This is a genomic window from Vibrio sp. 10N.222.55.B11 (assembly GCF_041473705.1).
In the GTDB taxonomy this organism is placed as follows: domain Bacteria; phylum Pseudomonadota; class Gammaproteobacteria; order Enterobacterales; family Vibrionaceae; genus Vibrio; species Vibrio crassostreae_C.
The window spans coordinates 1-26,025 of the sequence record NZ_JBFRST010000013.1 but is presented as its reverse complement, the minus strand read 5'-3'; the positions used below and the strand labels follow the sequence as shown (position 1 = coordinate 26,025).

The following is a 26,025-nucleotide window of genomic DNA, read 5'->3' as shown; positions in this document are numbered from 1 at the left end:
AAGGTCAGCAAGGTCAGCAAAATGATTCTTCGCAAAGCTCTCAGGATCAACAACAAAGCTCCGCTGACAATGGCAAGTCGCAAGATCAAAGCAGTAACCAAGATCAACGCGGTAGCCAAGACCAAAACTCATCTCAAGGCCAACCTGAAAATCACTCTGACTCTGAAAAGTCTAAACAAGACGACAAGCAAGCCACGCAACAAAGTAACAGTGATCAGCCGAAACAGAGTGACCAAGAAGGCGCTACACCTCAAAGTGCTAGCGCACAACAAGCTTCAAAAGAAGATGGTGAGCAAAGTAGTCAGCAAGCTGTAGCACAAACCTCAGATCAACCTCTGTCGAGCGACCCTGACATGCGAAAACTTGAGCAAGTAGAAAGCGCCCGTGACCCGAGCCAACTGCTTAAAGCGCAAATGATTTTACAAGCACGACAAAAAAGTGCTCCTAACAACCAGAACAAAAAGTGGTAACCATGCGATTTTTAAACAAGCCATTTTTATCCGTACTCCTAACATTGTTGTTGGGAGCTTTCTCGTCCTTCTCAGTATTGGCTGCAAACGCCGTGGCGAGCGTTTCACATAACAGTGTCACCAAAGATGAAGTGTTCCTTCTTAGAGTTGCAACCGATGAAAAGGTCTCCTCTGATGCTCTAGATCTAACAGCGCTCCAGCAGGATTTCTATGTTGGCACACCAAACTTTGGGTCGTCGATGCGAATCGTCAATGGCAGCCGTTCGGTATCAAGTGAATGGAACATTAGCCTTGCTCCACTGCGTTTGGGTAAGTTGCAAATCCCGAGTTTTGATATTGAAGGGGCAAAAACCAAGCCTATCACCATCAATGTTGCAATTAACAAAGCCGCTCCAACTCAACATGATATGGCAGAGTTCCAGCTTAATCTCAGCAAGAACTCGCTGTACCCAGAAGAAGTGGCTGAGCTTGATGTAAAACTCATCATCAAAGCTGACCCAAGAAGGCTGCAAGATCCTAAAATTGCGCCACCGAGCTCGCCGGGCTTAGATGTGGAACCTATTGGTGAATCGAAGCAATTTCAAGATGTTCTCAATGGACAAGAGGTGACGGTAGTTCAACAGTCTTTCCGTATCTCTTCACAAAAGGCCGGACAGTTTAAGCTTAACGGACCGAAGCTGACTGGAGCCGTTGTTTACTCAACCAACAACTCAAGCAAAACGCGCCTTTTCCAGCTCGACACGCCCGGTGAAATCTTAGATGTAACTGTGAAGGACGTACCAAAAGGCTACCAAGGTGAGTGGTTACCAACATCAAACTTCAAACTGATTCAACAATGGTCCGATAGCCAAGGCAATCAACTGGGAAATAGTAATGGTTTAGAAGGCGACAACCCAACCATTGAAATGGAAGCGGGTGACTCGTTAACTCGTACCATCACCATGACGGCTAGCAACTTAACGCAACACCAACTGCCAAAACTGAATATCACCTACCCTAATTCGGTACGTGTTTATGAAGAGAAGCCGCGATTTGGCACAACTCAGTCAGGTGATGCTGTCGTTGTTTACAAGCAAGTCTTGATTCCGAAAGAGGCTGGAAATATCTCGCTTCCTGATGTGTCTCAAGCTTGGTTTAACACCGATTTGCAATCAGAACAAACCAGCAAAGCGCAGGGGCTAGAGTTAGCGGTAAAAGCAAGTGATCGCGCAGCGTCAAGCACTCCACCAGTTACTGCTACGCCCGCCCAACAAGTAAGCCCGACGGTTGTTACTGTGGATAGCCCAGGGATCTGGCCTTATCTCACCGCCCTATTTGCAGCTTTGTGGCTAATCAGCTCAGCATTGGCATTCTACTTCTGGTCACGCCGCAGTGTAACGACAAAACCAACACACACTGTTGAACGTCAATCAGATACCGCAGAAGCGCTTATTGAAGCTCTAAGAACGAAAGATGGCGTGATGACCAGAACCTTATTTGAGCAATGGAAATCTGAAAATACAGATCTAAGTGATGAGACGTTACAAACCGTTGAAGCCGAACTCACCAAGCTAAACCAAAGCCTTTATGGTGAAGCCGGTTCACCAGCCCAAACATGGAGCCCTGAGCTGGCAATCAAAACGGTGAAGAAGCCCAAGAGAGTTGCGAGTAAAAAGCATAATAGTTCGCTAGAAAATCTTTAGTCGACGCTGTTCATCAAGAACAGTAAAACACAAAGGCCGTTGATCATCTTGAGATCAACGGCCTTTATTTTAAGAAAGAGAGGCTGTGACTTTTTTACGTTTTAAGGCAGAAACAATTCGATTTCGCCCCGAGTCTTTGGCTTGATACAAGGCTTTATCTGCCTTGCCATACAACAAATCAAAATCGAACTGATGCTGATCAGAAGTTATCGATGCATACCCGACAGACGCAGTTAAATACTGACTAGTACTGCTTTCACAATGGAGGATCTTCGCCTCTTCAATGCATTTTCTGATCGACTCTGCTCGCCGCTTGGTCTCAGAGTGATGGGTGCCGATCATCAACAACATAAACTCCTCTCCGCCAATCCGGCAGAAGGTTTCTTTATCATTGTGAACATGGGCATTCAGTATCTCACCTACCGTCCTCAGAGCCGCATCCCCTTCAGTATGACCATAGACACTGTTGTACAAACCAAAGTGGTCGAGGTCGACAAGAATCAAGCCAAATGTAATTTCGTTCTGTAAGGCAAAGGCACCTTGATCGTCACCGTTCAAGTCTTCTAGAACCTGCGACAACATACGGCGGTTTCCAAGGCGCGTCAGTGGGTCTAATTTAGAAATGATATCCAATTGCTCATTCGCCAACTCTAGCTCTTGGGTACGCTTACTGACTTCTTGCTCCAATGTTTCATTGAGCTTTTTCAGTTCCTCTTGCGCCATGGTTCTTTGCAACACCTCTGCGAGGCTAGAGGCAAAGATACGAATTACTTCGCGAAGCTGGGAAGTTAAAGGGCTGCGTGTTAACAAGTTATCAGCAGCGATAAACGCAATCGGCTCACCCGTATTGGTGGTGAGCATGGTCATTGCCGTCCAACCGACTCCCACAATATTGAAATCGTGATAGATAGGAACTGATTCTTCAAAGGCAACTTGATTAGGGCAAGCACGAGCTGCGGCTACAATGTCACGTTCCACCAGCTCAGAGCGATAATAGGACTCATCGACAATATCGCCTTTGATGTCAGTGCCCCAAGTACCTTGCATGTAACTGCACTTTTTGTCTGTTAGGAAAACAGCCAGTCGATCGATACCTAGATGTTGAATCGCAAAACTAACCGCGGACTTACAGACTTCACTGACGCTATCGCATCGGGACAGCTCAACCATACTCGAGTGCAACATACGTATGTTCTGCTCTTGGCGCTTGCGAATATAGATTTGAGAAAGCAAAGAGCCAAAAGACTCAAGCATCTGCTTTTGATAGTTAGTAATCGGTGAGCGATGAATGTAGTTATCCATGGCGATCCAGCCGACAGGTTTGTCGCCTTCACGCAAGATAAGCATGCCATTCCACCCCTGCCCGACCACCTTACCTTCTGTATACAGGGGCGCATTATCGATGATGACTAGATTAGTATGGTTATCAGACAGCGCTTCAATGTATTCCGCTTCAAGTTGGTGCAAATCGTATTGAGTGTGGTGTTCACTGTTGGTTTTACCCGCTTCGTCAGTGCCATAAGTGCCGCTGAAACAACGCTTTTTCATATCAAGCAACATGAAGATCGCACGATCAAACCCTAACCTGTCTCGCACAGCCTCAACCGATGCTTTATACAAAGCATCGAGTGACTCAGGGTTAGAAAGCTCAAGCGCGACCTGATGAACCAGCTTCATGTTCTCTACAAACAGCTCACGTAACTTTATCTCATCTAAGTATTGAGCTTCACGTGTGTCTCTGTGTTTGATTTCTAGCGCCGCGTTCTTTTCGGCACGAATACATTGCCAACGGGCAGCCGCGAGCTGTAACACATCAAGATCTTGGTCAAAGGTTTGATTAACCTTCTCAGCATTGCAATTTTGAACAATTAAATAAGTTCTGGAGGCAGGTGCGTTGTCGAGCATCATGATAAACGACTCCCCACCAAGCACTTTCATGTGTTCCCACTTGCAGGTGTTGATAGCCATTGGCAAAATCCCGTCTGCGGTATCAAACTGTGAGACCCACGGCCAAAATGTAGAGGGGTAGCTCGCCAATGAGGTTAGGTCGCCATAAGAAAAAAGCGGTAATGCGTCGCTCTCCGGCGTCGGTTCAGCAAATATTCCTATCCCTTTTGGAGTAAGTACCTTAACCAGATAGTCAAAAAGAGACTCAGCCAACAGACGATGGTCGCGTGTCGCAGATATTTGTTTTGCAAAGGCTTTAACAGGCACAGCTTCCTTCCATTGGCGATTAAGAATAAAGCAAAAATACAGAAGGCTTGATATGCAATCAATGTAAGTGAAAATGAGATGTTAAGCGGGTCGCAGTTTCACCTTTAACATTATCACAAGCATGAGAAGGACGACAAAAATGGGATTCTCTGCCCAAAATCACATCGACATTGGGGTTTCTTTAGACACATAAAAAAGCCCCACCTATAGTGGGGCAAAACTTCCATCGCTTATAGTTATAGTGATAATTCTGTTGTTCTATTCGATTATCTAACCTGCGTTTCAGTTAGTGTGTAAAGGTATCTAATCGCTTAAATACCACACGTAAATCGTCGATTAACCGAAGTCACCGTTTACGTAACCTTTAGTACGATCATCTTTTGGTTCACTGAAGATAACGCTGGTTTCGTTATGCTCTACAAGCTCTCCCATTAGGAAGAAAGCCGTGCGGTCTGAGATACGACGCGCTTGCTGCATTGAGTGCGTTACGATAACGATAGTGAAGTCTTTCTTCAGATCTTCCATCAATTCTTCAATCTTGTGTGTCGCGATTGGGTCTAGAGCCGATGTTGGTTCATCCATCAGGATTACATCTGGTTCCATTGCAATGGTACGTGCGATACATAGACGCTGTTGTTGACCACCAGACAGACCAAATGCATGCGCTTTAAGACGGTCTTTTACTTCATCCCACAGTGCAGCACTGCGTAGCGAGCGCTCAACCACTTCATCGATGTGTTTTTTGTCTTTGATACCTTGAGCACGTAGGCCGTATGCCACGTTCTCGTAGATGCTCATTGGGAACGGGTTTGGCTTTTGGAATACCATGCCTACGCGGATACGTAGGTCAGCGACATCGATATTACCGTAGATGTCAGTGCCATCCATATCCAGCTTACCCTTAATCGTAACGCCTTCAATTAGGTCATTCATGCGGTTCAAACAACGCAATAGTGTTGATTTACCACAGCCAGACGGGCCAATCAGAGCAGTAACCTGGCGAGTTGGAATTGGCAGGTTGATAGATTTAAGCGCTTGGTTGTCGCCGTAAAACAGATCTAGGTTCTCAATATCAAATTTATTCATGTTCGTAATCTCTAAATTCTTAAATTCGTGTCTAACTTGATGCTTTCTTTATCACGGGGGCTCGCTTTATTTATGAGCCAGCTAATGAGCTTAGTAAGTTGCCGTGTTGAAGCGTCTCGCAATCAGTTTTGTAACCATGTTGATCAAGAGAACCAGTACGATTAGGACTGTCGCCGTGCCGTAGGCTTGGTTCCACTCATCGATAGTAAATAGCTCTGTTGTCAGCTTATATAGGTGAACCGTTAGTGTACGGCCAGAATCGAATACCGACTCAGGAACACGTGCCACCATACCTGCTGTTAAAAATACAGGTGCTGATTCGCCAATTACACGACCAATACTAAGAATGACCGAAGTTAAGATACCTGGCATTGCGCTTGGTAAGATCAAACGCCAGATAGTGTAGATTTTTGAAGCGCCAAGGCCGTATGAGCCTTCGCGGTAAGTTTGTGGCACTGCCATCAATGCTTCTTCTGTAGTACGAATGATTACAGGAAGAATCAGGATACTTAGCGTTAGTGCACCCGACAGAATCGAGAAGCCAAGACCAAGAATCGAAACAAAGAAGGTCATACCGAACAGACCAAAGATGATCGATGGGATACCAGCTAACGACTCAGTACAGAATCGAATCACTTTCACCAATCGGCTACCTACTTTCGCATATTCAGTTAAGTATATCGCCGTCATGATGCCCAGTGGCGCGGCTACCGCAATCGATGCGATTACCATGTAGATCGTGGCAATGATCATTGGGAAAATACCACGTTCTTCACCAGTACGAGTGTAATCGTCAGTGATGAAGTTCCAATCTACGTATTGCAGACCGTTCGATAGGATGTACCAAATAATCCAGAATAAGAAACCAACGGTTACAGCTGCAGCTGCCCAGATAAAACCTTTTAGGATGTTATCTTTGGTTTGACGTGCTTGTTTTAGTTTTACGCGATCCATATTACTTATCCTCGCCTACTTCGCTTTTTCACGGTTAAGATAAAGTAGAGCACCATTTAACATCATGATGAACACTAGAAGTACAACACCTGTTGCGTACAGTGCGTTAGCGTGAACGCCACTTGCGTAAGACATTTCAATTGCAATGTTTGCTGTTAGCGTACGAGCAGAGTCCAAAATGCCTTCTGGCATTGCTGGCGCGTTACCCATAACCATGATGATTGCCATCGTTTCGCCAAGTGCGCGGCCGATACCCAAAATCACACCAGTCATAATGCCTGAACGTGCAGCAGGAACGAGTAGCTTAAAAATCGTGTAGATTTTCGAAGCACCCAGTGCAAGTGAACCTTCTTTGTATGTGCGAGGTACAGCACGAATCGAAGTTTCAGAAACCGTGATAACGGTAGGAAGAATCATGATACCCAGAACAATGATACCCGCCAGGATAGTGTTACCCGCTGGTACTTGGAAAACGTTCTGAATCATTGGAACGATAATTACTAGACCGAAGAAGCCGTAAACTACCGACGGGATACCCGCTAGAAGCTCAACTGCTGGTCGAATAATATCTGCAAGACGCTTTGGAGCAATCTCAGCAATAAAAATAGCGGTTAATACACCAACTGGTACACCAACAACTACAGCTCCAAGTGTCGAAACAATCGATGCAACAATCATAGTTGCAACACCGAATAGAGCTGGAGGTAACCAGTCAACACCCAGAACGATGCCAGAAACACCGGCCTCTTGGAATGCAGGGATACTCTCTGCAACGATAAAGTAAGCGATAACGGCTAGTGATACGATGCCGATTACAGCACTCGATAAGAACAAGCCGTGGAAGATTCTTTCTCTCCAGTCGATGCGCTTCTTAGCACGTAGACTTGGCTTGTTGATTTGAGTCGCTTCAGTATTCATAAGCTTTTCACTATTTGCGATGGTCATATATAAAATCTCAAACTTTGTGGCTCAATAAGAGCTCGAAATAAACAAAGTTGAAAGAAAAGGCTCAGCCTAAAGCAGGCTGAGCAATAATTAAGATTGAGTCAGTTAAGATTAGTTAACTGTGATGTAGCCTTTCTTACCAGCGATAGCTTGAGCTTCATCTGCAACCATCCAATCTAGGAATTGTTGAGTTTCAGCTGTTGGAGCGCCTGCTTTGTAAAGAACTAGGAATGGACGAGCAACTTTGTAAGAACCGTTCTTAACGTTGTCTACAGTCGCAGCAGCGCCGTCGATAGTTAGAGCTTGAACAGATTCGTCAACTGTACCTAGAGAGATAAAGCCGATAGCGTATGGGTTGCTTGCTACAGAAACTTTAAGTGCGCCGTTACCGTTTGCAACTTGAGCACGTTGAGAGATAGCCGATACTTTCTTATCGCCAATCTTCTTCTTAAGCTTCATGATGTCTTCGAATGCACCACGTGTACCTGATGCAGTATCACGAGTGATTGCTACGATTGGCTTGTCAGCACCGCCAACATCTTTCCAGTTAGTGATGTCGCCTTTGTAGATTGAAGTGATTTGCTCAGCAGTAAGAGCAGATACTTCGTTGTTCGGGTTAACAACAACTGCGATACCGTCACGAGCGATAACTAGCTCTTTCAGGTCAGCTGTTTTCTCTTCTTCTTTTAGGTCACGAGAAGAGATACCAAGGTCAGCACTTCCATTTTTTGCTGCTTTGATGCCTGCAGAAGAACCTGGTGCTTGAATTTCGATGAACACTGGTTCGCCTTTATTCATGTAGGTTTCTGCAAAAACTTCAACCAGTGGAGAAGCACTGTTAGAGCCAACTACAGAGATAGTTTCTTTAGCTGAAGCTGTATTCACTGTTAGAGCGCCTAGTAGTGCGATTGCACCGATAACTGTCTTTTTCATCACAAATTTCCTTTAGTGGCGTTATTGCCGTAATGTTTTGCTTGAACGAGGCCTACTTTAGAATCCGAATGTGACAGTTGTGTTTCACTTAATTGAAGCCTATATGACAACTACAAATTAATGGCTAATTTCTCTCCTACTCGATGAATTGATAGTCGCGCACCCATCAGATGCAGTTAGTGAATGCAGGTCTCACCATCGTTTGAGCACCAAAAAGCTAGATTTCCTTCCCTATTTATATCGAACACTAACCAATATATTTCTCTATTTATCAATCAAGTAGCCCTAACACGATGGATAAAAAGATCCACCTTTATCGCCATTTAGAACAATAAACAACCATCTATATCAAATACCTATCGCATATAACGAAATCAAAGCCTTTACTGATTGAATTGTCAGTCTCATTAGTTAGAATCGCCAACTAATTCTAATAATAATAATTCTCATCTTTTTATTTTATTCAAAGAAGGACATTACATGCGCCAACTTCTCAGTGGCTTATCAATCAAAATACAAATTCTTATACCCGTACTATTTTCCGTTGTCTTACTTTTAGCCGGTGTCATTATCGGTGGTGAAAAACTAGAAAGTGCATTCAAAGATGTGTCAGTAGCAACCGACCAGTTAATCTTACATAAAGAAGAACTTAGCGAAATCGTCGACAACAGCTATGGCATGCGCATCAAAGCGATTTACAGTCTATTCAATGCTGATGACGTAAAAACATTGGTTGAAACACTAAACCGAAAACGCGATCAGAATACTCGCCTACTGAATTCATTAGACACAGTGCCAGGCATGCAAGATGAAGTGGCCGCGATGAACAAAGCGATGAATCACTATGTCGATTTTTCTCGTACCACCATGCTTCCGCTATTAAGAGCGAAACACGGCGATGCATCACTATCTTCAGATTTTGAAAACCGCTACCAGATCGCAATCGACCAATACCGACATGCGGGTAATGAAATGGTGCAAGCGATCAATACTCTGTCTAAAAAGCTGAACTTGCTTGCCACTCAAGAGGTCGACATCAACGGCCAGCAACACGCTAGCACGCTGACTACTGCGACCATTGCACTGTTGGTGATCCTGTCTGTAGCTCTAATTATCAGTTGGACGCTGGCTGGTATCATTGTTAAGCCGATCAGCAACATTCAAGAAACGATGCGGGAAGTAGCAAAAGGTAACTTGTTAGTTAAAGCAGAAGAGTATGGCGACAACGAAATCTCACGCCTAGCGCAAGACGTAAACCAGTCTGTTGAACAGCTGCGTGACACGGTAAGCTCGCTGTCTCGAATCAGTATCGAAGTGGCTTCTGCGTCGACAGAGCTAGCGGCTGTAATGACACAGTCCAGCGTTAACTCAGACCAAGAGAAGCAAGAGGTGGAGCAAGTTGCTTCTGCTGTGAACCAATTGGAAAGCACAGCAGCACACGTTAATGAGAACGCAGTACAAGCCGACTCAGCGTCTAAGCAAGCTGACGAAATGGCGACACACAGCATGAGCTTGTTTAATGAAAGCAACAAAGCTAACGAACAGATGGCGATTCAGCTAAGCGAAGCTGCAAATGTTGTGGGCACGCTAAAAGAGCACTCTGAACAGATTGGTAAAGTGATTGAGGTAATTCAAAGTATCTCTGAACAAACTAACCTGCTGGCGCTTAACGCAGCAATCGAAGCCGCTCGTGCAGGTGAAAGCGGTCGTGGTTTCGCAGTGGTTGCTGATGAAGTTCGAATGTTAGCGGCACGAACTCAAGACTCAACCAAAGAGATCCAAACCATTATCGAAGGTTTGCAGGTTCAATCTGGCAATGCGAACGAGAGCATGAGCAGCTCACTGGCGATGCTAGAGCACAACCAAACACTTGCCGCTGAAGTAAGCGAGGCTCTTTCTGGTATTGCCAACTCGGTAACGGACATGACGGAAATTAACACTCAGGTAGCCTCGGCAGCGGAAGAGCAAAGCCAAGTGACGTCAGACATCAACCGCAATATTTCCAACATCTACAGCTTAGTAAGCCAAAACGTAACCGGAATTACTCAAGCCGCTGCAGCAAGCCACGAGCTTTCTAACCTAGCTGAACAACAGAAACAGCAGTTGGACTATTTTAAGGTATAAGTTTCAAGGCTTAGGCTTAGGCTTAGGCTTAGGCTTAGAATTTAAGCTATAAAGACCAAGGTGTAACCCCCATACACACAAAAACCAGTCACTCGTGACTGGTTTTTATTTTGAATAGAGACTTTATTGGCTCAGCAAACCTACTCACCAAGATCTTTGTCCCAGATCCTTTCTATCGCTTCTACTCTTCGAATCTGCTTTGAAGGAAAGTGTGCGACCCTAAGATCAGCGATCGTTTCTTGTTGCTCTATCTGTGACAGCGCAGCATCGTTGAGAATGTCATTTCGTTCTACTTGGTAAACTTCCAAAGCCTCTTCAAATTGGGCTCTTTGTTGGTCGAGCGCTTCAAGCCTTTGCGCAGCTTCTTCACCGACAAGTACATTTCGCTGCAAGTATTTATCTTGTTGTTCAAGCCCCTCAGAGCTTGATAGTTGTTGCAGCAAGACCTGATTCTGATGGCTCGTTCGAACGTAATCAGGCTGTTCTGACATCAAAGCATCCATCCTTTGTTGATAGTCTTGCTCACCTAAGCCCTCTTGTTTCAGAAGTAACTTTTCTAAAGCAATTTCTCTCATGCGATTGTCATGAGTAAACAGAATGCTTATTTCGCTCTGGCTAAAGAATTGAGCTTGGAGATCGAGTAACGCTTGATTAAGTGCGTGTAAGTCTTCGGCTGAGATTGATGTAGTGTCGAACTGAACATCCAACGAGGTCAGTGCCGATTTATATTCAAGGTATTTGGCAAACAATGCTTCATCGACAACGGCACTTTGTGATTGTTCGTGATGTTTTGCCACGTTGCCACGAATATCTTCGAGGGTTAGTTCTGTATTGCCTGACACGAAATATTCCATCATGTCTTTGGCTGATGCATCATCGATTTCGGTATCTTGTTGAGAGGTTGCCTTCAAAGAGGAGGCGCTTTGTTCTATTTTTTTTTTGAATTTGGCTCGTCTGTCTTTACTGGAAAAAAGGTTGGATACAAAAAGACCGCCGCTGTACTCATCAGGGCTATCGTGGTTATCGACAAAATGGCGGTCTTTTTCATTATGTGTTCCTTAAGGTCTTAATAAATGGGTAGGCACCTAAAGGCCGGCCAGCTTCAATCGATTGGCGTGTTGACGATAGAGTGTCACAGGATCGGTCTCAAAGAGGTGGTGAATCCCAAGCAACCCATTAATTTCGTCTAGGTGATTCATTTTATAGTCATCACCAATCACTTTGCCCAAGTGTGCACTGCACGCCCCCACTAGCCCGTCATTCGGTTCATTGAAGGCTAAGCCGAGGATTGTCATTGCTCCATCAGTAGGATCAAGAAGGTTGGTAAAAGTGGATGACCCTGTCCATGAGTAGTAATAAACGCCGTTATTGGCTTGCCATTCACCATCACCGCACTCAGATGTTGGAACGCCTTCAGGGTAAAACTGATTGAACGCAAGCGAACCTTCTGTCGTAAGAGCTTCAAGAGATGCGAGACCGTCTTGGTCAAGATCCGTTCCACCAGATAACAGGTTGATGAGCGTAGTCAATCCACCAGCAAGTTTGACCGCAATACCCTCTGTGGCTGAGCCTTCAGGTACGGTGCCACGAACTAAATCGGCCACCTTAGAGCCTTTATGAACGCCACCAATACTTGTCACTGATGCAACAAGATCAGGTCGAACTGATGCCACATAGCGTGCAGTCGGTCCACCATGGCTGTGTCCAACCAGATTCACCTTACTCGCTCCAGTTGCCGCCAAAAGTGTTTCAACCTGAGCCAGTAACTGCTCGCCACGAACTTCAGAACTGTTGGTCGCAGAAACCTGAGCGACGTATACGCTCGCGCCATCTTTGGTCAGCGATTCCGGTACGCCATAGAAATAGTCGACGCCTGCCAATGTATCGAAACCAAACAAGCCATGTACCAGCACAATGGGATATTTCGTTTCAGTGTATCCGCTGACTTCTAGTGCCGAGGCGCTCGTTCCTGCATAGGCACCAAAACTGGATAGACAAGCTATCGTCCAAATTAATATCTTTTTCAATGCTCTTTCCTTAAACAGATTAGACCTCTGATGAGTAAAAGACCGTAGTTGATAATTTTATAAAACAGAAAATAGCAACTTGATATTTGTGAGATTGAACTGGAATTAAACAGTAGTGATTAACATCAACACAAACAGATTAAGACCTAAAGCCAAGAAATTAACTAATTGATTAAATTAATATTTAACGTAATCGCATGAACTCGCACTTCCAATAAACTAATTAAAATATCAACCTAACATTCTCAAAATTCAAAAGCTCAATGACAAACGTTCAAGCGTTTAAACCGTTATTTATCAACCATAAACCCGTTGAAAATTTGATATTTATACCAGTAATGACACTCCAATAGTTTGAATATATTGACGTGAATTATTAATTTTCCGTATAGGTCGTACCAGTCATATAGTTATTCACTTATCAACAAGCAACAACGTTTCCATTGGCTCACCTCAAAATAAAAAAGAGAACACAATGATGAAAAATACGGCTTTAATACTCGCGTTAACCATGCCTTTTGGTGCTTATTCCGCTGAAGATCCAATACCAACACCTGAATCTATAACATCCGCTCAAGTGCAGAGTACGCAAGGCTCAGAAACATACTCTTACGTTCGATGTTGGTATCGAACCGATGCATCGCATGACTCCGCCGCTACCGATTGGAAATGGGCTGAAAAAGAAAACGGGGACTATTACACGATCAGGGGATATTGGTGGTCTTCCGTTTCATTCAAAAACATGTTCTACAGCGATGCCCCGCAATCTGAAATCAAACAACGCTGTGAAGAGACGCTCGACATCCAACATGACGTCGCTGACATCACCTATTTTGCCGCAAACAATCGCTTCTCTTACAACCATTCAATCTGGACCAACGATAACGTAATTCAAGCCAATACCATTAATCGCATTGTTACTTTTGGTGATAGCCTTTCTGATACTGGGAATCTATTTAACGGATCTCAATGGGTTTTCCCCAATGCGAATTCATGGTTTCTGGGGCACTTCTCAAACGGTTTGGTTTGGACGGAGTATTTAGCAAAAGCGAAAGATGTCCCTCTGTATAACTGGGCTGTGGGTGGCGCCGCAGGTACCAACCAATACGTGGCATTGACTGGTGTTTATGATCAAGTCACCTCTTATCTGACCTACATGAAAGTCGCCAAAAACTATCGTCCGGAAAACTCACTGTTTACTTTAGAGTTTGGCCTCAATGACTTCATGAATTACAACCGAGAAGTCGCCGATGTAAAGGCTGACTTTAGCAGCGCGCTGATCCGCTTAACAGAATCTGGTGCGAACAATATCCTGCTGTTCACCTTACCCGATGCAACCAAAGCCCCTCAATTCAAATACTCTACCGAACAAGAGATAATAAAAGTTCGTGGCAAGATCTTAGAATTCAACCAGTTCATCAAAGCTCAAGCCGAGTATTACCAAGGTATAGGGAAAAACGTGGTGTTGTTCGATGCAAGTGCGTTGTTCGCCAGCATTACCGATAACCCAGAACAACATGGCTTTCGAAACGCGAGTGATGCTTGTCTTAATATCAATCGAAGCTCAGCCGCGGACTATTTAAGAAGCCACAGCTTAACTAATGATTGTGCGACCTATGGTTCAGACAGTTATGTATTCTGGGGCGTGACGCACCCAACCACCGCCACACACAAATACATTGCCGACCATATCCTAGCTTTTTCATTCTCAACATTTGATTTCTAAAGCCTTTAGAGCAACTCCGTAACCTGAGGCAGCACCTCTTAGGCACAAAAGTCAGATACAAAAAAACCGCCTAATATTGGCGGTTTTTATTTATGTCAGTTTTACTAGCAAACGCTTTAAAACTGGCTGGTGATTACTCGTCGTCCACTTTTGGTGCGACTTTCTTCTTAGGGATAAACACGGTATCACCCACGGCCACATTTTGGTGGAAGCTCTTATCGCGCTTAACTGGTTTCTTCGGCGTTTTCTTCGCTTGAGTGTTGGTCTTCTTCTTAGCAGGACCGCCTTTAGCAAACGCAGGTTTACGTGGCTTAATGCCTTTGAATTTACCTTTTAGGCCTTCAAGTACAGAGAAGGTCAAATCTTGTTGAAGGTAAAGTTCAACACGCTTGAAGCTGTCCCAGTCTTTTGGACCAACCAAAGAAATCGCATCGCCTTTGTTACCCGCACGGCCAGTACGACCTACACGGTGCACGTACTCTTCCGTATGCTTAGGCATATCAAAGTTGATAACGTGGCTCACGTTTGGAATATCAATACCACGTGAAGCAACATCGGTAGTTACCAAGATCTTGTAAACCGCACGCTCGAACTGGCTCATAATAGCATTACGTTGCGTTTGGTTTAGGTTACCACTCAGTGCTACCGCTTTAAGCTTCTTCTCGTTCAACTTATCTGTTAAACGGTCAGTATCAGCGCGTGTTGCTGTGAAGATCATTACCTGACGGTATTCAGCTTCTTCCAGTACACGGTCTAAAATCGCTTCTTTGTGATCTAGGTGATCACATAAGTAGAATTTCTGTGTGATATCTAAGTGTTGCTCGTTAGAAACACCAACAGAGATACGCTTAGGTGCGTCTAGCATTTCATTTGCAATGCCATTTACTTCAGCGTGATCTAACGTTGCAGAGAACATCAACGTTTGACGACGACGGTGTTTAGCTGCATTGGCAATGCGACGAAGTTCTGGAGCGAAACCCAGATCAAGCATACGGTCCGCTTCATCAAGGATTAGCGTTTCAACACCATCTAGGAACAATGAACGATGTTCTAGGTGGTCAGCAAGACGGCCTGGAGTCGCAACGATAAAACGAGGGTACTTACGCAGTGCTTTAACTTGGTCGTTAAAGTTCTCACCACCTAAGATAAGCGCCGCTTCATAAGACAGACCACCAAGCATGCTACGCAGTTCGCCGTAAACTTGCTTCGCTAGCTCACGAGTAGGAGCCAAAATTACACCACGAGGATCTTTAGCAGAAAACGCTTTTGTTTTTAATGCTTTATGTATCATTGGCAACACAAACGCCAATGTTTTTCCTGATCCCGTTTTTGATGAAGCCAATAGATCCTTACCAGCAATAGCAACAGGGATCGCTTTTGATTGGATCTCTGTCGCCTTCTTGAAGTCGTAATGTTTTAAGTTCTTCAGTAAGCGGTTATCTAAGCCTAAATCTTTAAAGTGCAAAGGACTCTCCAGTCATGATGGTATTGAATAAAATTAATTTAACGTGACATGATACCGCGAAAGTACTTTATAAGGATAGAGATCACAGTAAATTTATCCCTTTATCTATCTTTAGCTAGAACAACGTATGCATTGCTAGCAAAGGGATAGCTCTCCAAAAACACCTTCAAGTCGTCTCTAAATCCTTCATCTCATAAATGAGACACAACGTGATACTTAGCTAATTAACTCAAAAATTTAGCAATTTCTTTAGTTATTGTTTTTGCAGTTAAAAAATTAGTCGCTACAATCATTAATGAAGCGACTATATGATAAAGAATGTATAGCGCATCTTTTGATGATAAATAAGCAAGGAGTTCTTATGAATAAGACGTTAATCGCAGCTGCAGCATCAGTTTTCATTTTAGCCGGTTGTTCTTCAGAACCAGAAGAAGCTGCAGTGTCAGAAATGGATCAACTAACTAACCAAGTGGCTCAACTTACAAGCGAAGTTGAAGCACTTAAGAGTGACAAAGCAGCCGCAGAAATGAAGGCTCAAGAAGCAGAAGCAGCCGCTATGGCAGCGAAAGAAGAAGCGGATCGTGCTAACGAACGCATCGACAACATCGCTGAGTCTTACACTAAGTAGTTTGAGATCTAATCGCGATTAAGCTGTAGATTAAATAAGTCGCAAAAAGCAGTATATAGACAGCACCACTTCTTATCGGATGTGGTGCTTTTTTTGGGTGACACTAATGCGAGTAAACAAGATAAAACCGCCCCTTGTTGCAGAAGAGGCAATCGAATTAAAACTCAATCACAGGTGGTGCTATCTCTACAGGTACGCCGTTTTGAGCAAAGATAACCGCTTTCGCCTTTGAATTTGGCAGTTCTGCGTCTTCAAGCCACCATTTTAGTTCCACAGGGATCTGTAATGATTTCTTTGAACCATCACTTCGAGTTAATGGCTCGTGCGCTTCTACAAACACACTTCTATCAGGCTCTAATGACACCTTAATCGGCTCATTGATAATGGTGACCTGTTCACCACGGTTCACTTGCTCAAACAGCCACTCAATGTCTTTAGGTTCCATTCGGATACAACCAGAGCTAACTCGTAAACCTATCCCGAAATCCTTGTTTGTACCATGGATCAAATAGTCGCCAGCGCCATAAGCAAGCCTCAAAGCGTACTCTCCCAATGGATTTTCCGGCCCGGCAGGAACCACTCTCGGTAATTCAATGCCCTTTTCAAGATACTCGTTGCGGATTGAATTTGGTGGCGTCCATGTTGGATTCGGTCTTTTTTGGCTTATCTTGGTGATCATCTCGGGAGTATCACGCCCCACTCGACCGATGCCGACAGGGAAAACATGCACCTGATTTTTCTCAGGCTCAAAGTAATACAACCTTAACTCAGCAAGATTGATGACAATCCCCTTTCTTGGGGTGTCAGGCAAAATCAAGCGGCTTGGAATGCTTAACACATAGCCTTCCGCGGGAAGAAAAGGATCCACCCCTTTGTTGGCTGCCATTAAAGAGAGAAAACCAATATCGTATTGCTTGGCAATGATGGCCAAGGTTTCGCCCGCCGCCACTTCATGCTGCTGGATTCTGCCCACAATGCGGCTTTCCGTTGGTGGCAATTCAAAGGTTGCAGCAGACACCCACGATGAAGCTATCCCGCTGGCAAGCAAAGTAGTTCTTACAACAAGCGACACCGCCCTGTGAAGTCGTGTTTTCATTGACGGCAAAGGCGTCGAGTTAGCGCAATGCGACATACAAATCCTTGGTTTGTCTTTTATCAAAGTTTAGATTATCTCTGATCAAACGTCTCTACAACGTATTGTTGTCTCGAAACTGATAGACAACAAGTTTATGTGTGGGCCTTTTCCTCTCATTCGCTTGCAATTAACCCATACAAAATCGATTGCCTTTACGCTTTCAACAGATTTAGTTATCAATATTAATAAAACTATAATGGCAGACCTGTTTTGTGACTAAAGTCTCATGGAGCCACGTTCTAACTCGCTAATATTGCCTCAACAAAACGAATTCAATTCAACAGAATCGGTAATTGATTAAATCCTGTTCCTATAATTACCGTTTAAACTTTGGAGAACGACCATGGCTACACCTCATATTAATGCTCAAGCTGGTGATTTCGCAGAAACAGTACTTATGCCGGGCGACCCGCTTCGCGCAAAATACATTGCAGAAACATTCCTTGATGACGTGAAGCAAGTTTGTGACGTTCGCAACATGTTTGGCTACACAGGCACTTACAAGGGTAAGAAAGTTTCTGTAATGGGCCACGGTATGGGTATCCCATCATGCTGCATCTACGTACACGAGCTAATCGCTGAGTTCGGCGTGAAAAACGTTATTCGTGTAGGTAGCTGTGGCGCGGTACGTGACGACGTTAAACTAATGGACGTTGTTATCGGCATGGGTGCATCTACTGACTCAAAAGTAAACCGCATTCGTTTCAACAACCACGACTTCGCTGCTATCGCTGATTTCGGTCTTCTAGAAGAAGCAGTAAACCAAGCTCGTGCACAAGAAGTTCCAGTTAAAGTTGGTAACGTATTCTCTGCAGACCTTTTCTACACTCCAGAAGCTGACCTTTTCGAAAAAATGGAAAAGCTAGGCATCCTAGGTGTTGATATGGAAGCGGCTGGTATCTACGGCGTTGCTGCAGACCTTGGTGCTAAAGCACTAACTATCCTAACAGTATCTGACCACATCATCCGTGGTGAAAAACTAAGTTCTGAAGAGCGTCAAAAGTCTTTCAACGACATGATGAAAGTTGCTCTAGAGACAGCAATCAACATCTAACGATTTGATAAAAGATACATTGAAAAGCGTTACCCCGCAGCCAGGCTCGCTTGGCTGCTCAAATAATCCCGAGGGGGAGATCGTGTCTAACGACAAGCTGCCAAAAGATGCGGATGGTTTGCAACTCAACTTTTGTAAAACATTGGCGTGTGACAACTTTGGCTTGAGCGATGCAAAACGGTATGTTTTGCAACACGCGAACCCTAAGCGTCCAGCGATGGTTTGTCGTGAATGTGGAGCTTTCCCCCCCTTACTTAACAATCGTGAAGTGTTAAGCGAACTTCATCGCCTAAGACAACTTCACAGCGACGGGCTCCCTGCTTGTCGTAATGATGATTGCGATAACTTCGGCTTATCGGTTCATACCCATAAACATCTTTATCATGCCTTCGGCTACAGTGGCGACAGGCAGCGTTATCGATGCAAAGACTGCCAAACAACCTTCGTTGATAAATGGTCTGGATCCAATAAAAAACTCCAATTTCAAGAGAACCTCATGGGCTTACTGTTCATGGGCTATTCCGTACGTGAAATCTGCCGAAAATTAGAGATCAACCCAAAGACTTTCTATGATCATGTTGACCATATCGCGAGCCGTTGTCGTCGTAAATTAGCGATGATCGATGCACGATGGGTTAACCATGCGAAAGATTACGAGTTCGCATCTCACTACCAGCGTCTGCAACCACAAAGTAACAACGGTGTGGTGTGGATAGCGACGGGCGAGGCGCATTCTGGCTATATACTTTGCCAACACGTTAACTACTCTCAAAATGAAGAACCATCAGGAAACGTCGACCATAACCCTTATGATGATGTGGCACGATTTGTATCCAAAGAGCACTCTTCAGAAGCAAATCTCGAACTGCCTCAGCCCTCTGACAAACTAAAAGAGCGCATTGAACAGCAATACCAAGTGATTCTTGCGAGAGGTAACGTTGAGGACCCTATGGGTAACCTCACCACATTTAGCTACCCTTCAAAAGGCGCACTCATTCGACCGCCTTATACCTCTTATGCTCACTTCTTACATGTGTTGGATATGTGTAACGAAGACAAGCATGTCGCCATCTATATGCCACAAGATCCATTACTAAGATCTGCCGCTTTAAGCGTATGTTTGCCGCGTATTCAGAGTCAAAATATTGACCTTATGTACGTCGAGGAAGATTCAGGCTGGCAAGACGATCAAAGTTTTGAAAAGATCGACATCGTTCACATGAGTTGGTGGCGCGATCGCTGGGCTATTGCGAATCAAGGTGATAACCAGAAAGGTATCTGCTACCTAACCGGTAACAATCCAGAACCAAAACAGTGGTTTAACACGGCCTCAATTCAACAAACTAAGTTCTATCAACAACGCTTTCAGCTGTTATTTGATAGCTTTATTAATGAGCCCAGACGTAAGCTTCGTCCTGGGGGCATTCTTCCATTGCTCGACATATTTAGAGCTTGGCACAATCTGTGCTACCAAGATAAGCAAGGGCTCACGGCAGCACAGCGCTTAGGCGTAGCAGAGCTGCCATTAACTCTAAAGCAACTACTTTCATAGCAACAAAGCCTCTAGGTAATTATTCGGGAACTCATTGATTTTAAAGCAACAACATGAGGTAACACCCATAATTAGAAAAGATCGATGTTCCTTTGACGCTCTAGGAAAGATAATTGGTGCTTATCTCAAATCACACTCTTATAATGATTGTGTTATCAATATGTTCGATAATCATGGATGTAAGTCTTGGACAAAAATCAGTACCTTCTTGAAACAGAATTAGAAAAACTTAAAACTCGTGTCGACTCTGAGCCATCGGTGATCCTAGAGGTTGCCCAGCAGTGCCTAGTCCGATCAGAGCAAGTTCTGTTTGAAGAGGGCGCCATCCAGTCATTAATGTTAATGGCAAGATGTAGCTGGAACCTGATGGATTACCAAAAAGGTTTAAAGTACATCAAGGAAGCCTACAAGCGCCAAAGCCGACTAGATACCGACCTTTTTCTCCCTGAAATCCTCCATTTACACGCGCTCCAGTTCTGGGGACAAGCCAAGTATTACTCCGCCCAACAGTTTTGGATCAATGCCTTAGAGCAGTCCGCATTGGTTGATGAAGTCGAAATTCAAATTGAATGCCTCATTGGCCTTGGTAATATATGGCGGATGACCCACGAATATAAACTTGCACGTTCAACCCACCAACTTGCCGTGAAAGTGGCTAACAACAGCCGTATTGGTTGGTTAGAGGGTAAAGCCAGAATACTGCTCGCGTGGGATTACTACCTGCTCAACAACTATGTTGAAATGCTGTCGGTATTAGACGGTGCAGAAGAAGCATTAAAAGACCATAAAGATAACACTTGGCATGCTGAGGTGTGGGACTTCCGAGGCTTAGCACTTCTTGGTCTTGAACGCTTAGATGACGCAGAGCGCGCCACGGCCAAAGCGCACAATCTGGCAGTTGAACACAACCTAGTTTGGATGAAAGCGCACTCATACATCAGCCGAGCTAGATTGGAGCTCCTGAGAAAAAGACCAGAACAAGCGGCGGAATTACTGAGGCTCGCTGAGCAATCCGCAAACGAGTTCGATAATGGCGAGTTGCTAAGCCAAATCTGTTACCAACAATCTTTGGTAGCGGAAGAAAACCAAGACTTCCAAGCCGCGCTCGTCGCCTTTAAAAAGTACCGTCAATATTCTATCGGCATGCTCAAAGAGCAAACGACACGTGTTGGGTTAGATAAAGCGCGCAGTTCAAAACGCCAGCTTGAACAGAGAGCACGAAAACTGATTAACCGTATTCGCGGTCAGCACGAGTACGATCCTGAAAAGCACCTCTCTTACGTTGTCTCTGAAACCTTTTGGTGGGAAAAGTTGGTGCTGTTCAAGACAGAGCTTAAACGCTCGAACCACAGCATCATTATGTTCCATCATGTCGATACTGATTACTTAGATGTTTGCACCGAGATTGCTCATGCTTTATGTAACCAGAATGACTTCATTGCAAGACTAAGTTCTGAACGTGTGGCCCTTATGCTTTCCGAAAAAGGCGAAGCCGCAGAGCAAACCTTCCAAACTCTCAGCACCATGCTCGATATCTATCCATGGCATAGAAAAGGATTAAAAGGTTCGAAACCAAGCGTCAGCCTCAATGATATTTTGACGTTCCCGTTCACGCTTGAACAACTCGAAGAAGACGATGCTGAGGTAATAGAATAATGGAAACTCTATTAAGCAAGATCACAGACGCCGGTTTAGACCCTTCATCAGTATCAGGTGAAGAAGCGATCATCTTCTGGAACCACATTCGTCAGCACGTTTCGACAACGCAAACAGAGCAAGCGCACTGCTATATCATTAGCTCTGAATACCGTGCCGAGTTACAACAAAATCAAACCAGTATCGAAGAGTTGAGACGAGCACTCGATCTGCTCCACCTTCCTGCCGATATCGAAGATATTCTGACAGTCAAAACCAGTTTAAGTGACCGCTTAGTTGAAACTGGTGATTACACCTCAGCACTCAATGAATTCGTCAGTTCGTCGACTATCGCGGTTGAACACGGTCATATCGATGAGTATGTATTAGCTATTTTAGGCATGGGCAACCTGTGTGATTCCTATGGCGATCACAACAGAGCACTTCGTTACTACCAAAAAATCAGCAGCATAGACCATGCGATAAGCAGTCGCTCACTTCGCCTCAAATTCAAGCTGCATATGGTAGCAAGCCTACTTCTACTCAATCGCATTACAGCAGCCAGCGATTTACTGAATGAGTGCGAAGAACTGAGTATTTTGGTCAGTGACAAGTTGCTCACAGCTCAAATATTGCTCTACCAAGCGAAAGTACTTCGTGCTAAGAAGAAATACCAAGAAGCGCTACGTTGCCTTTCAAAGGTTCAATACCCAGCCAACAGCACTCAAGCAAGCTGGCTTGCGACCATGACTCGCCTCGAGTTAGCACATTGCCTAAGTGCAACTGGAAAGCAAGACTATGCGAGCATGATTTTGTCGAGCACAGACAAACGTGTAAAAGCCTACTCATCGCCAGTGCTTGCAAAGCGTTTCTATGACTCTTTGAGTGATGTATGTATGAATCAGGGCCGTTTTCAAGAAGCTCTAAGCTATGAGAAAAAAGGCTACCGAATTGAAACCGATCTGATGAAGCAGATCCCGATCAGTGAACTCGGTGCAAGCCAGCTACGCCGACTGTCTCGTTTTGAGTTACAACTCAAACTCATTCTCTCTGAACAAGAGAACAAAGAGCTCAAAGAGACAACCGAACAACACAAGAATGCGGTGGCTCAGCTTCAACAAGACGTATTCACAGATCCATTAACAGGGTTGCACAACCGCCGCTGGTTAGATGTGAAACTGAAAGACATGCTGCTGCACGATACCTCTTTCGCGCTGATGGTTATTGATATTGACCACTTCAAGTCTATCAATGATGAACTGAGTCACTTAGTGGGCGATAAAGCGATTGTTAGTGTGTCTCAAGAGCTACGTTCATACTTTAAGTTTAGAGGCGCGTCATGTGTCAGATTTGGTGGAGAAGAGTTCCTCGTCATTCTAGAGAACACTGATCTTCCGAAGGCAGAAATGCACTCTGAAAATTATCGAGAGCGCATCTTCCAATTTGGATGGCATGAAATACTTGGGGAGCGTGGTTTGACCGTGAGTATTGGTATCACTTTGCATCGTGACGGAGAGAATACTCAACGCACCTTCTACCGTGCGGATAAAGCGCTATACCGAGCTAAAGCCAACGGCCGTAATCAAGTGTGTACAGAGTAGTGGCATATAGCTCTGTAGCTTAGGCCAACTGCTTATTGATAAAAGAACAGAGAAATACCAGCAAGGGCGGCAAGTGTGCCTATGATACTTTGCTTTGACACCTTCTCCCCTTTCAGCGCATAAATCACCAAAATAAAGACCGGGCTGGTCGCTATCAACGTTTGTGCAATCGCAGGGTTAGCATTCTTCAACGCCACTTGTTGAAGCCATAGAGCGAGAAACGTCCCGACAAAGATTGCTCCTAATAACCACAGTTTATCGAGCTTGGTCATTTCCCATAAATCTCTTTTTATCGATGAATACGGCTTCTTTTCAACGAAAGGGATAATCAGCATCACAGCAAACACGCCAATCGTCAGGCGAATCAAAGCACCTAACAATGGTGGAATATCACCCGCCACTAACGCGTAATGAGAAATAACCACACCAGATGCCTGACAGACACTCGCCACAAGCCCATAACCAATGCCACCCCACTGCGCTTTGTTATTCGATTCACCGCTCGCCGATTTTGATGGCTGGAAGACAACGAAGGTCACCGCTAGTGTTGTAATCACGACACCGAGCCAACTTTGCACTGTCAATACAGCGCCCAGGAACATTAATGCCAGCACACCAGAAAGAGGCGGGGCTAAAGATTCCAGTAACAGCGTCTTATTGGCACCGATTCTTTTCAACGCCGCAAAATAGGCGCTATCTCCAATCGCAATGCCAATCACACCTGAAATTGCCAATATCAGAAAATGGTTGGTACTCAGTTCAAACTCCGGCATCGGAATAAGAGGCATCACCAGCAACATCATCCCTGACGCCACTACACCCTTAACAATGTTCAATTGCATCGCAGAGAAGCGATGACCAAACTGTCCATAAATCCATGTCGCACACGCCCACACAATCGCAGCACCAATAGCCGCCAATTCACCTATATACATCCGTGTTTATCCTTTGTGGTTGTGCACGTCATTTAGAATCGTAGCTGTCATCATTTCAGCTAAAATACCAACCAGAAAGCCGAAATAGCCTCTTCAAACGCGATGAGATTTTATAAGATTCGTCAATGGTTTTGCTCACATTAGAAGCGAACACTCATTATTTATAACTCAGTAAATCATTTTTATAACAATTACTTGGATGATAGCGTAGTATATTTATAACTAATATCTAACATTACAAGGATCTGTTATGTTTTTAGACTACTTTGCGCTCGGCCTACTTATTTTCGTAGCATTAGTAATCTTTTACGGCATCATCGTTATTCACGATATTCCCTATGAAATTGCGAAAGAACGCAATCACCCTCATCAAGATGCTATTCACGTCTCAGGCTGGGTTAGCCTATTCACCTTACATACTATTTGGCCATTTCTTTGGATTTGGGCAACATTATGGCGCAAAGATCGTGGTTGGGGCTTCGCTAAATTAGAAGAAGAACAACACGATATTCATCATCGCGTCGATATTCTCATCGATCAAGTGAGTACTCTTCAGGAAGAAATCGCACAGCTCAAGCAAGCAGGTGCTGAGCAAAGCAGTCCAGAGGAAGAGACAAACAACGTTCAAGATCAGGAGGCTAAGTAATGGATTTACTGCTGATAATGACCTATGCGGCGCTTTGTATCACTATTTTCAAGGTGTTCAATATACCGCTAAATAAATGGACAGTACCTACTGCCGTACTTGGAGGTGTGATCATAGTAGGTACCCTAATTCTACTAATGAACTACAACCATCCATTTACACAAATCGGTAACCAAGTTTACTCAACAACGCCAGTCGTTTCAGGCGTTAGGGGTAAAGTTATCGAAGTGCCAGTAGAAGCAAACAAACCTCTGAAGCAAGGGGATATTCTTTTCAAAATAGACCCAGTTCCATTCGAAGCTGAAGTCGCAAGGTTAGAAGCCAAGGTAAAAGAAGCAAGCCAAGGTGCTCTTGGAATGGAATCTGAAGTGGTTGAAGCAGAGGCTGCAAAAATCAAAGCCATCGCGGAAAGAGATAAAGCCCAACGTGAGTTTTCTCGTTACAAGCGCGGTTACGACAGTGGCGCTTTTACCGAGCAACAATTGGATACTCGCAGACAAGCTTACAAAGCATCGGAAGCGGCCGTGAAAGTTGCAGATGCAAACCTAGAACAAACAAAGATCGCCTTGGACTCTGAAATAGGTGGCGAGAATACAGCGGTTTTAAGCTTATTGGCTGAATTACGTAAAGCTCAGTTTGATTTAGAACAAACCGTGGTTCGAGCTCCCACTGACGGATACGTTACGCAACTAGCATTACGCCCGGGTGTAATGGCAGTTCCACTTCCTTTAGCTCCCGTGATGACGTTTGTTCACACAGAGGAGCAGTTCTATACCGCTGCATTTAGACAAAACTCGCTACAGCGCCTACAACCGGGTTACGAAGCTGAGTTCCTATTTAGAGCATTGCCAGGAAAAGTATTTAAAGGACGTATTGATGAAGTGATTCCAGCTATTGGTGAGAGCCAATTTCAAGCTAGAGGCGCGCTTCTAGGTACTGATGCCTTGCGTACCAGTGGTCGTGTGTTTGTTAAATTGAGCATCACTGATGATCTGTCTGACTACCATTTACCTATGGGTACTGCAGTCGAGGTTGCCGTTTATTCTGACAGTTTCACTCATGTATCTATTATGCGTAAAGTGCTTATTCGTATGAAGAGTTGGCAAAATTATCTATACCTTGACCACTAAACTGTAGTGGAACAAAGAGAAAACCACTTAACACATTGTTAATATTAATGAAAAAGCCAGATCTTGAAGTGACCCCGTAAAGT

The 26,025-nt window shown here is 44.4% G+C and carries 19 protein-coding genes and 2 pseudogenes; 11 read left to right on the top strand and 10 right to left on the bottom strand.

Annotation, left to right across the window (positions count from 1 at the left end):
* A pseudogene (locus AB4503_RS06315) lies at window positions 1-470 on the top strand (hypothetical protein); the annotation flags it as partial.
* A gap of 2 nt (window positions 471-472) precedes the next feature.
* Window positions 473-2,152 (top strand): BatD family protein, encoded by a 1,680-nt coding sequence (locus AB4503_RS06310; protein WP_372113997.1) that lies wholly within the window; start codon window positions 473-475, stop codon window positions 2,150-2,152.
* A gap of 69 nt (window positions 2,153-2,221) precedes the next feature.
* On the opposite strand, the gene AB4503_RS06305 is transcribed toward AB4503_RS06310, so the two are convergent.
* From AB4503_RS06305 to AB4503_RS06285, 5 genes are all read right to left on the bottom strand, one after another.
* Window positions 2,222-4,366, bottom strand: coding sequence for a GGDEF domain-containing protein (locus AB4503_RS06305; protein ID WP_372113995.1), 2,145 nt, complete (start codon window positions 4,364-4,366; stop codon window positions 2,222-2,224).
* Window positions 4,367-4,702: 336 nt separating this feature from the next.
* The gene (gene pstB, locus AB4503_RS06300) at window positions 4,703-5,452 is read right to left on the bottom strand and encodes a phosphate ABC transporter ATP-binding protein PstB (protein ID WP_004737715.1); all 750 of its coding nucleotides are present in this window, start codon (window positions 5,450-5,452) and stop codon (window positions 4,703-4,705) included.
* 90 nt (window positions 5,453-5,542) lie between these two features.
* Window positions 5,543-6,406: a phosphate ABC transporter permease PstA gene (gene pstA, locus AB4503_RS06295; RefSeq protein WP_017064256.1), complete on the bottom strand. Its 864-nt coding sequence runs from the start codon at window positions 6,404-6,406 to the stop codon at window positions 5,543-5,545.
* 15 nt (window positions 6,407-6,421) lie between these two features.
* Entirely contained in the window at window positions 6,422-7,351 is a 930-nt protein-coding gene (gene pstC / locus AB4503_RS06290; protein WP_017064255.1) for a phosphate ABC transporter permease subunit PstC, read from the bottom strand.
* A gap of 111 nt (window positions 7,352-7,462) precedes the next feature.
* Window positions 7,463-8,284 (bottom strand): phosphate ABC transporter substrate-binding protein, encoded by an 822-nt coding sequence (locus AB4503_RS06285; protein ID WP_017064254.1) that lies wholly within the window; start codon window positions 8,282-8,284, stop codon window positions 7,463-7,465.
* Window positions 8,285-8,764: 480 nt separating this feature from the next.
* Here AB4503_RS06285 and AB4503_RS06280 point away from each other — a divergent pair, with 480 nt between their 5' ends.
* Entirely contained in the window at window positions 8,765-10,408 is a 1,644-nt protein-coding gene (locus AB4503_RS06280) for a methyl-accepting chemotaxis protein (protein WP_372113994.1), read from the top strand.
* Window positions 10,409-10,548: 140 nt separating this feature from the next.
* On the opposite strand, the pseudogene AB4503_RS06275 reads toward AB4503_RS06280, so the two are convergent.
* Both AB4503_RS06275 and AB4503_RS06270 read right to left on the bottom strand, forming a co-directional pair.
* A pseudogene (locus AB4503_RS06275) lies at window positions 10,549-11,456 on the bottom strand (lipase secretion chaperone).
* A gap of 37 nt (window positions 11,457-11,493) precedes the next feature.
* Window positions 11,494-12,435 (bottom strand): lipase family alpha/beta hydrolase, encoded by a 942-nt coding sequence (locus tag AB4503_RS06270; protein ID WP_372113992.1) that lies wholly within the window; start codon window positions 12,433-12,435, stop codon window positions 11,494-11,496.
* Between the two features lie 478 nt (window positions 12,436-12,913).
* Here AB4503_RS06270 and AB4503_RS06265 point away from each other — a divergent pair, with 478 nt between their 5' ends.
* Window positions 12,914-14,161 carry an SGNH/GDSL hydrolase family protein gene (locus AB4503_RS06265; protein WP_372113999.1) on the top strand — a complete coding sequence of 416 codons (1,248 nt, stop codon included), beginning with the start codon at window positions 12,914-12,916 and terminating at the stop codon, window positions 14,159-14,161.
* A gap of 133 nt (window positions 14,162-14,294) precedes the next feature.
* Here AB4503_RS06265 and AB4503_RS06260 read toward each other — a convergent pair whose 3' ends face one another.
* Complete coding sequence (locus tag AB4503_RS06260) at window positions 14,295-15,626, bottom strand: DEAD/DEAH box helicase (protein WP_017061883.1); 1,332 nt, start codon at window positions 15,624-15,626, stop codon at window positions 14,295-14,297.
* A gap of 361 nt (window positions 15,627-15,987) precedes the next feature.
* Between AB4503_RS06260 and AB4503_RS06255 the strand changes: the two genes are divergently transcribed.
* Window positions 15,988-16,254 carry an Lpp/OprI family alanine-zipper lipoprotein gene (locus tag AB4503_RS06255; RefSeq protein WP_017061882.1) on the top strand — a complete coding sequence of 89 codons (267 nt, stop codon included), beginning with the start codon at window positions 15,988-15,990 and terminating at the stop codon, window positions 16,252-16,254.
* 157 nt (window positions 16,255-16,411) lie between these two features.
* Here the strand turns inward: AB4503_RS06255 and AB4503_RS06250 are convergent, their stop codons facing one another.
* A complete protein-coding gene (locus tag AB4503_RS06250; RefSeq protein WP_029235850.1) occupies window positions 16,412-17,386 on the bottom strand; it encodes a L,D-transpeptidase family protein in 975 nt (324 codons plus the stop codon).
* Between the two features lie 346 nt (window positions 17,387-17,732).
* Here AB4503_RS06250 and deoD point away from each other — a divergent pair, with 346 nt between their 5' ends.
* The 4 genes from deoD to AB4503_RS06230 all read left to right on the top strand — a co-directional run bounded on the left by deoD (window position 17,733) and on the right by AB4503_RS06230 (window position 23,231).
* Window positions 17,733-18,443, top strand: coding sequence for a purine-nucleoside phosphorylase (gene deoD / locus AB4503_RS06245; RefSeq protein WP_017061880.1), 711 nt, complete (start codon window positions 17,733-17,735; stop codon window positions 18,441-18,443).
* 82 nt (window positions 18,444-18,525) lie between these two features.
* Entirely contained in the window at window positions 18,526-19,995 is a 1,470-nt protein-coding gene (locus tag AB4503_RS06240) for a lactate dehydrogenase (protein ID WP_017064249.1), read from the top strand.
* Window positions 19,996-20,181: 186 nt separating this feature from the next.
* A complete protein-coding gene (locus AB4503_RS06235; protein ID WP_017064248.1) occupies window positions 20,182-21,651 on the top strand; it encodes a hypothetical protein in 1,470 nt (489 codons plus the stop codon).
* Window positions 21,651-23,231, top strand: coding sequence for a diguanylate cyclase domain-containing protein (locus AB4503_RS06230; protein WP_372113989.1), 1,581 nt, complete (start codon window positions 21,651-21,653; stop codon window positions 23,229-23,231). Before AB4503_RS06235 ends, AB4503_RS06230 begins: the two co-directional genes overlap by 1 nt.
* Before the next feature lie 32 nt (window positions 23,232-23,263).
* Here the strand turns inward: AB4503_RS06230 and AB4503_RS06225 are convergent, their stop codons facing one another.
* A complete protein-coding gene (locus tag AB4503_RS06225) occupies window positions 23,264-24,166 on the bottom strand; it encodes a DMT family transporter (RefSeq protein ID WP_017061876.1) in 903 nt (300 codons plus the stop codon).
* Between the two features lie 250 nt (window positions 24,167-24,416).
* On the opposite strand from AB4503_RS06225, the gene AB4503_RS06220 reads away from it, so the two are divergent.
* Together AB4503_RS06220 and AB4503_RS06215 are read left to right on the top strand one after the other, a co-directional pair.
* Complete coding sequence (locus AB4503_RS06220) at window positions 24,417-24,812, top strand: DUF3302 domain-containing protein (RefSeq protein WP_372113987.1); 396 nt, start codon at window positions 24,417-24,419, stop codon at window positions 24,810-24,812.
* The gene (locus AB4503_RS06215) at window positions 24,812-25,942 is read left to right on the top strand and encodes an HlyD family secretion protein (RefSeq protein ID WP_017092875.1); all 1,131 of its coding nucleotides are present in this window, start codon (window positions 24,812-24,814) and stop codon (window positions 25,940-25,942) included. The genes AB4503_RS06220 and AB4503_RS06215 overlap by 1 nt, the downstream gene beginning before the upstream one ends.
* The last annotated feature ends 83 nt before the right edge of the window (window positions 25,943-26,025 follow it).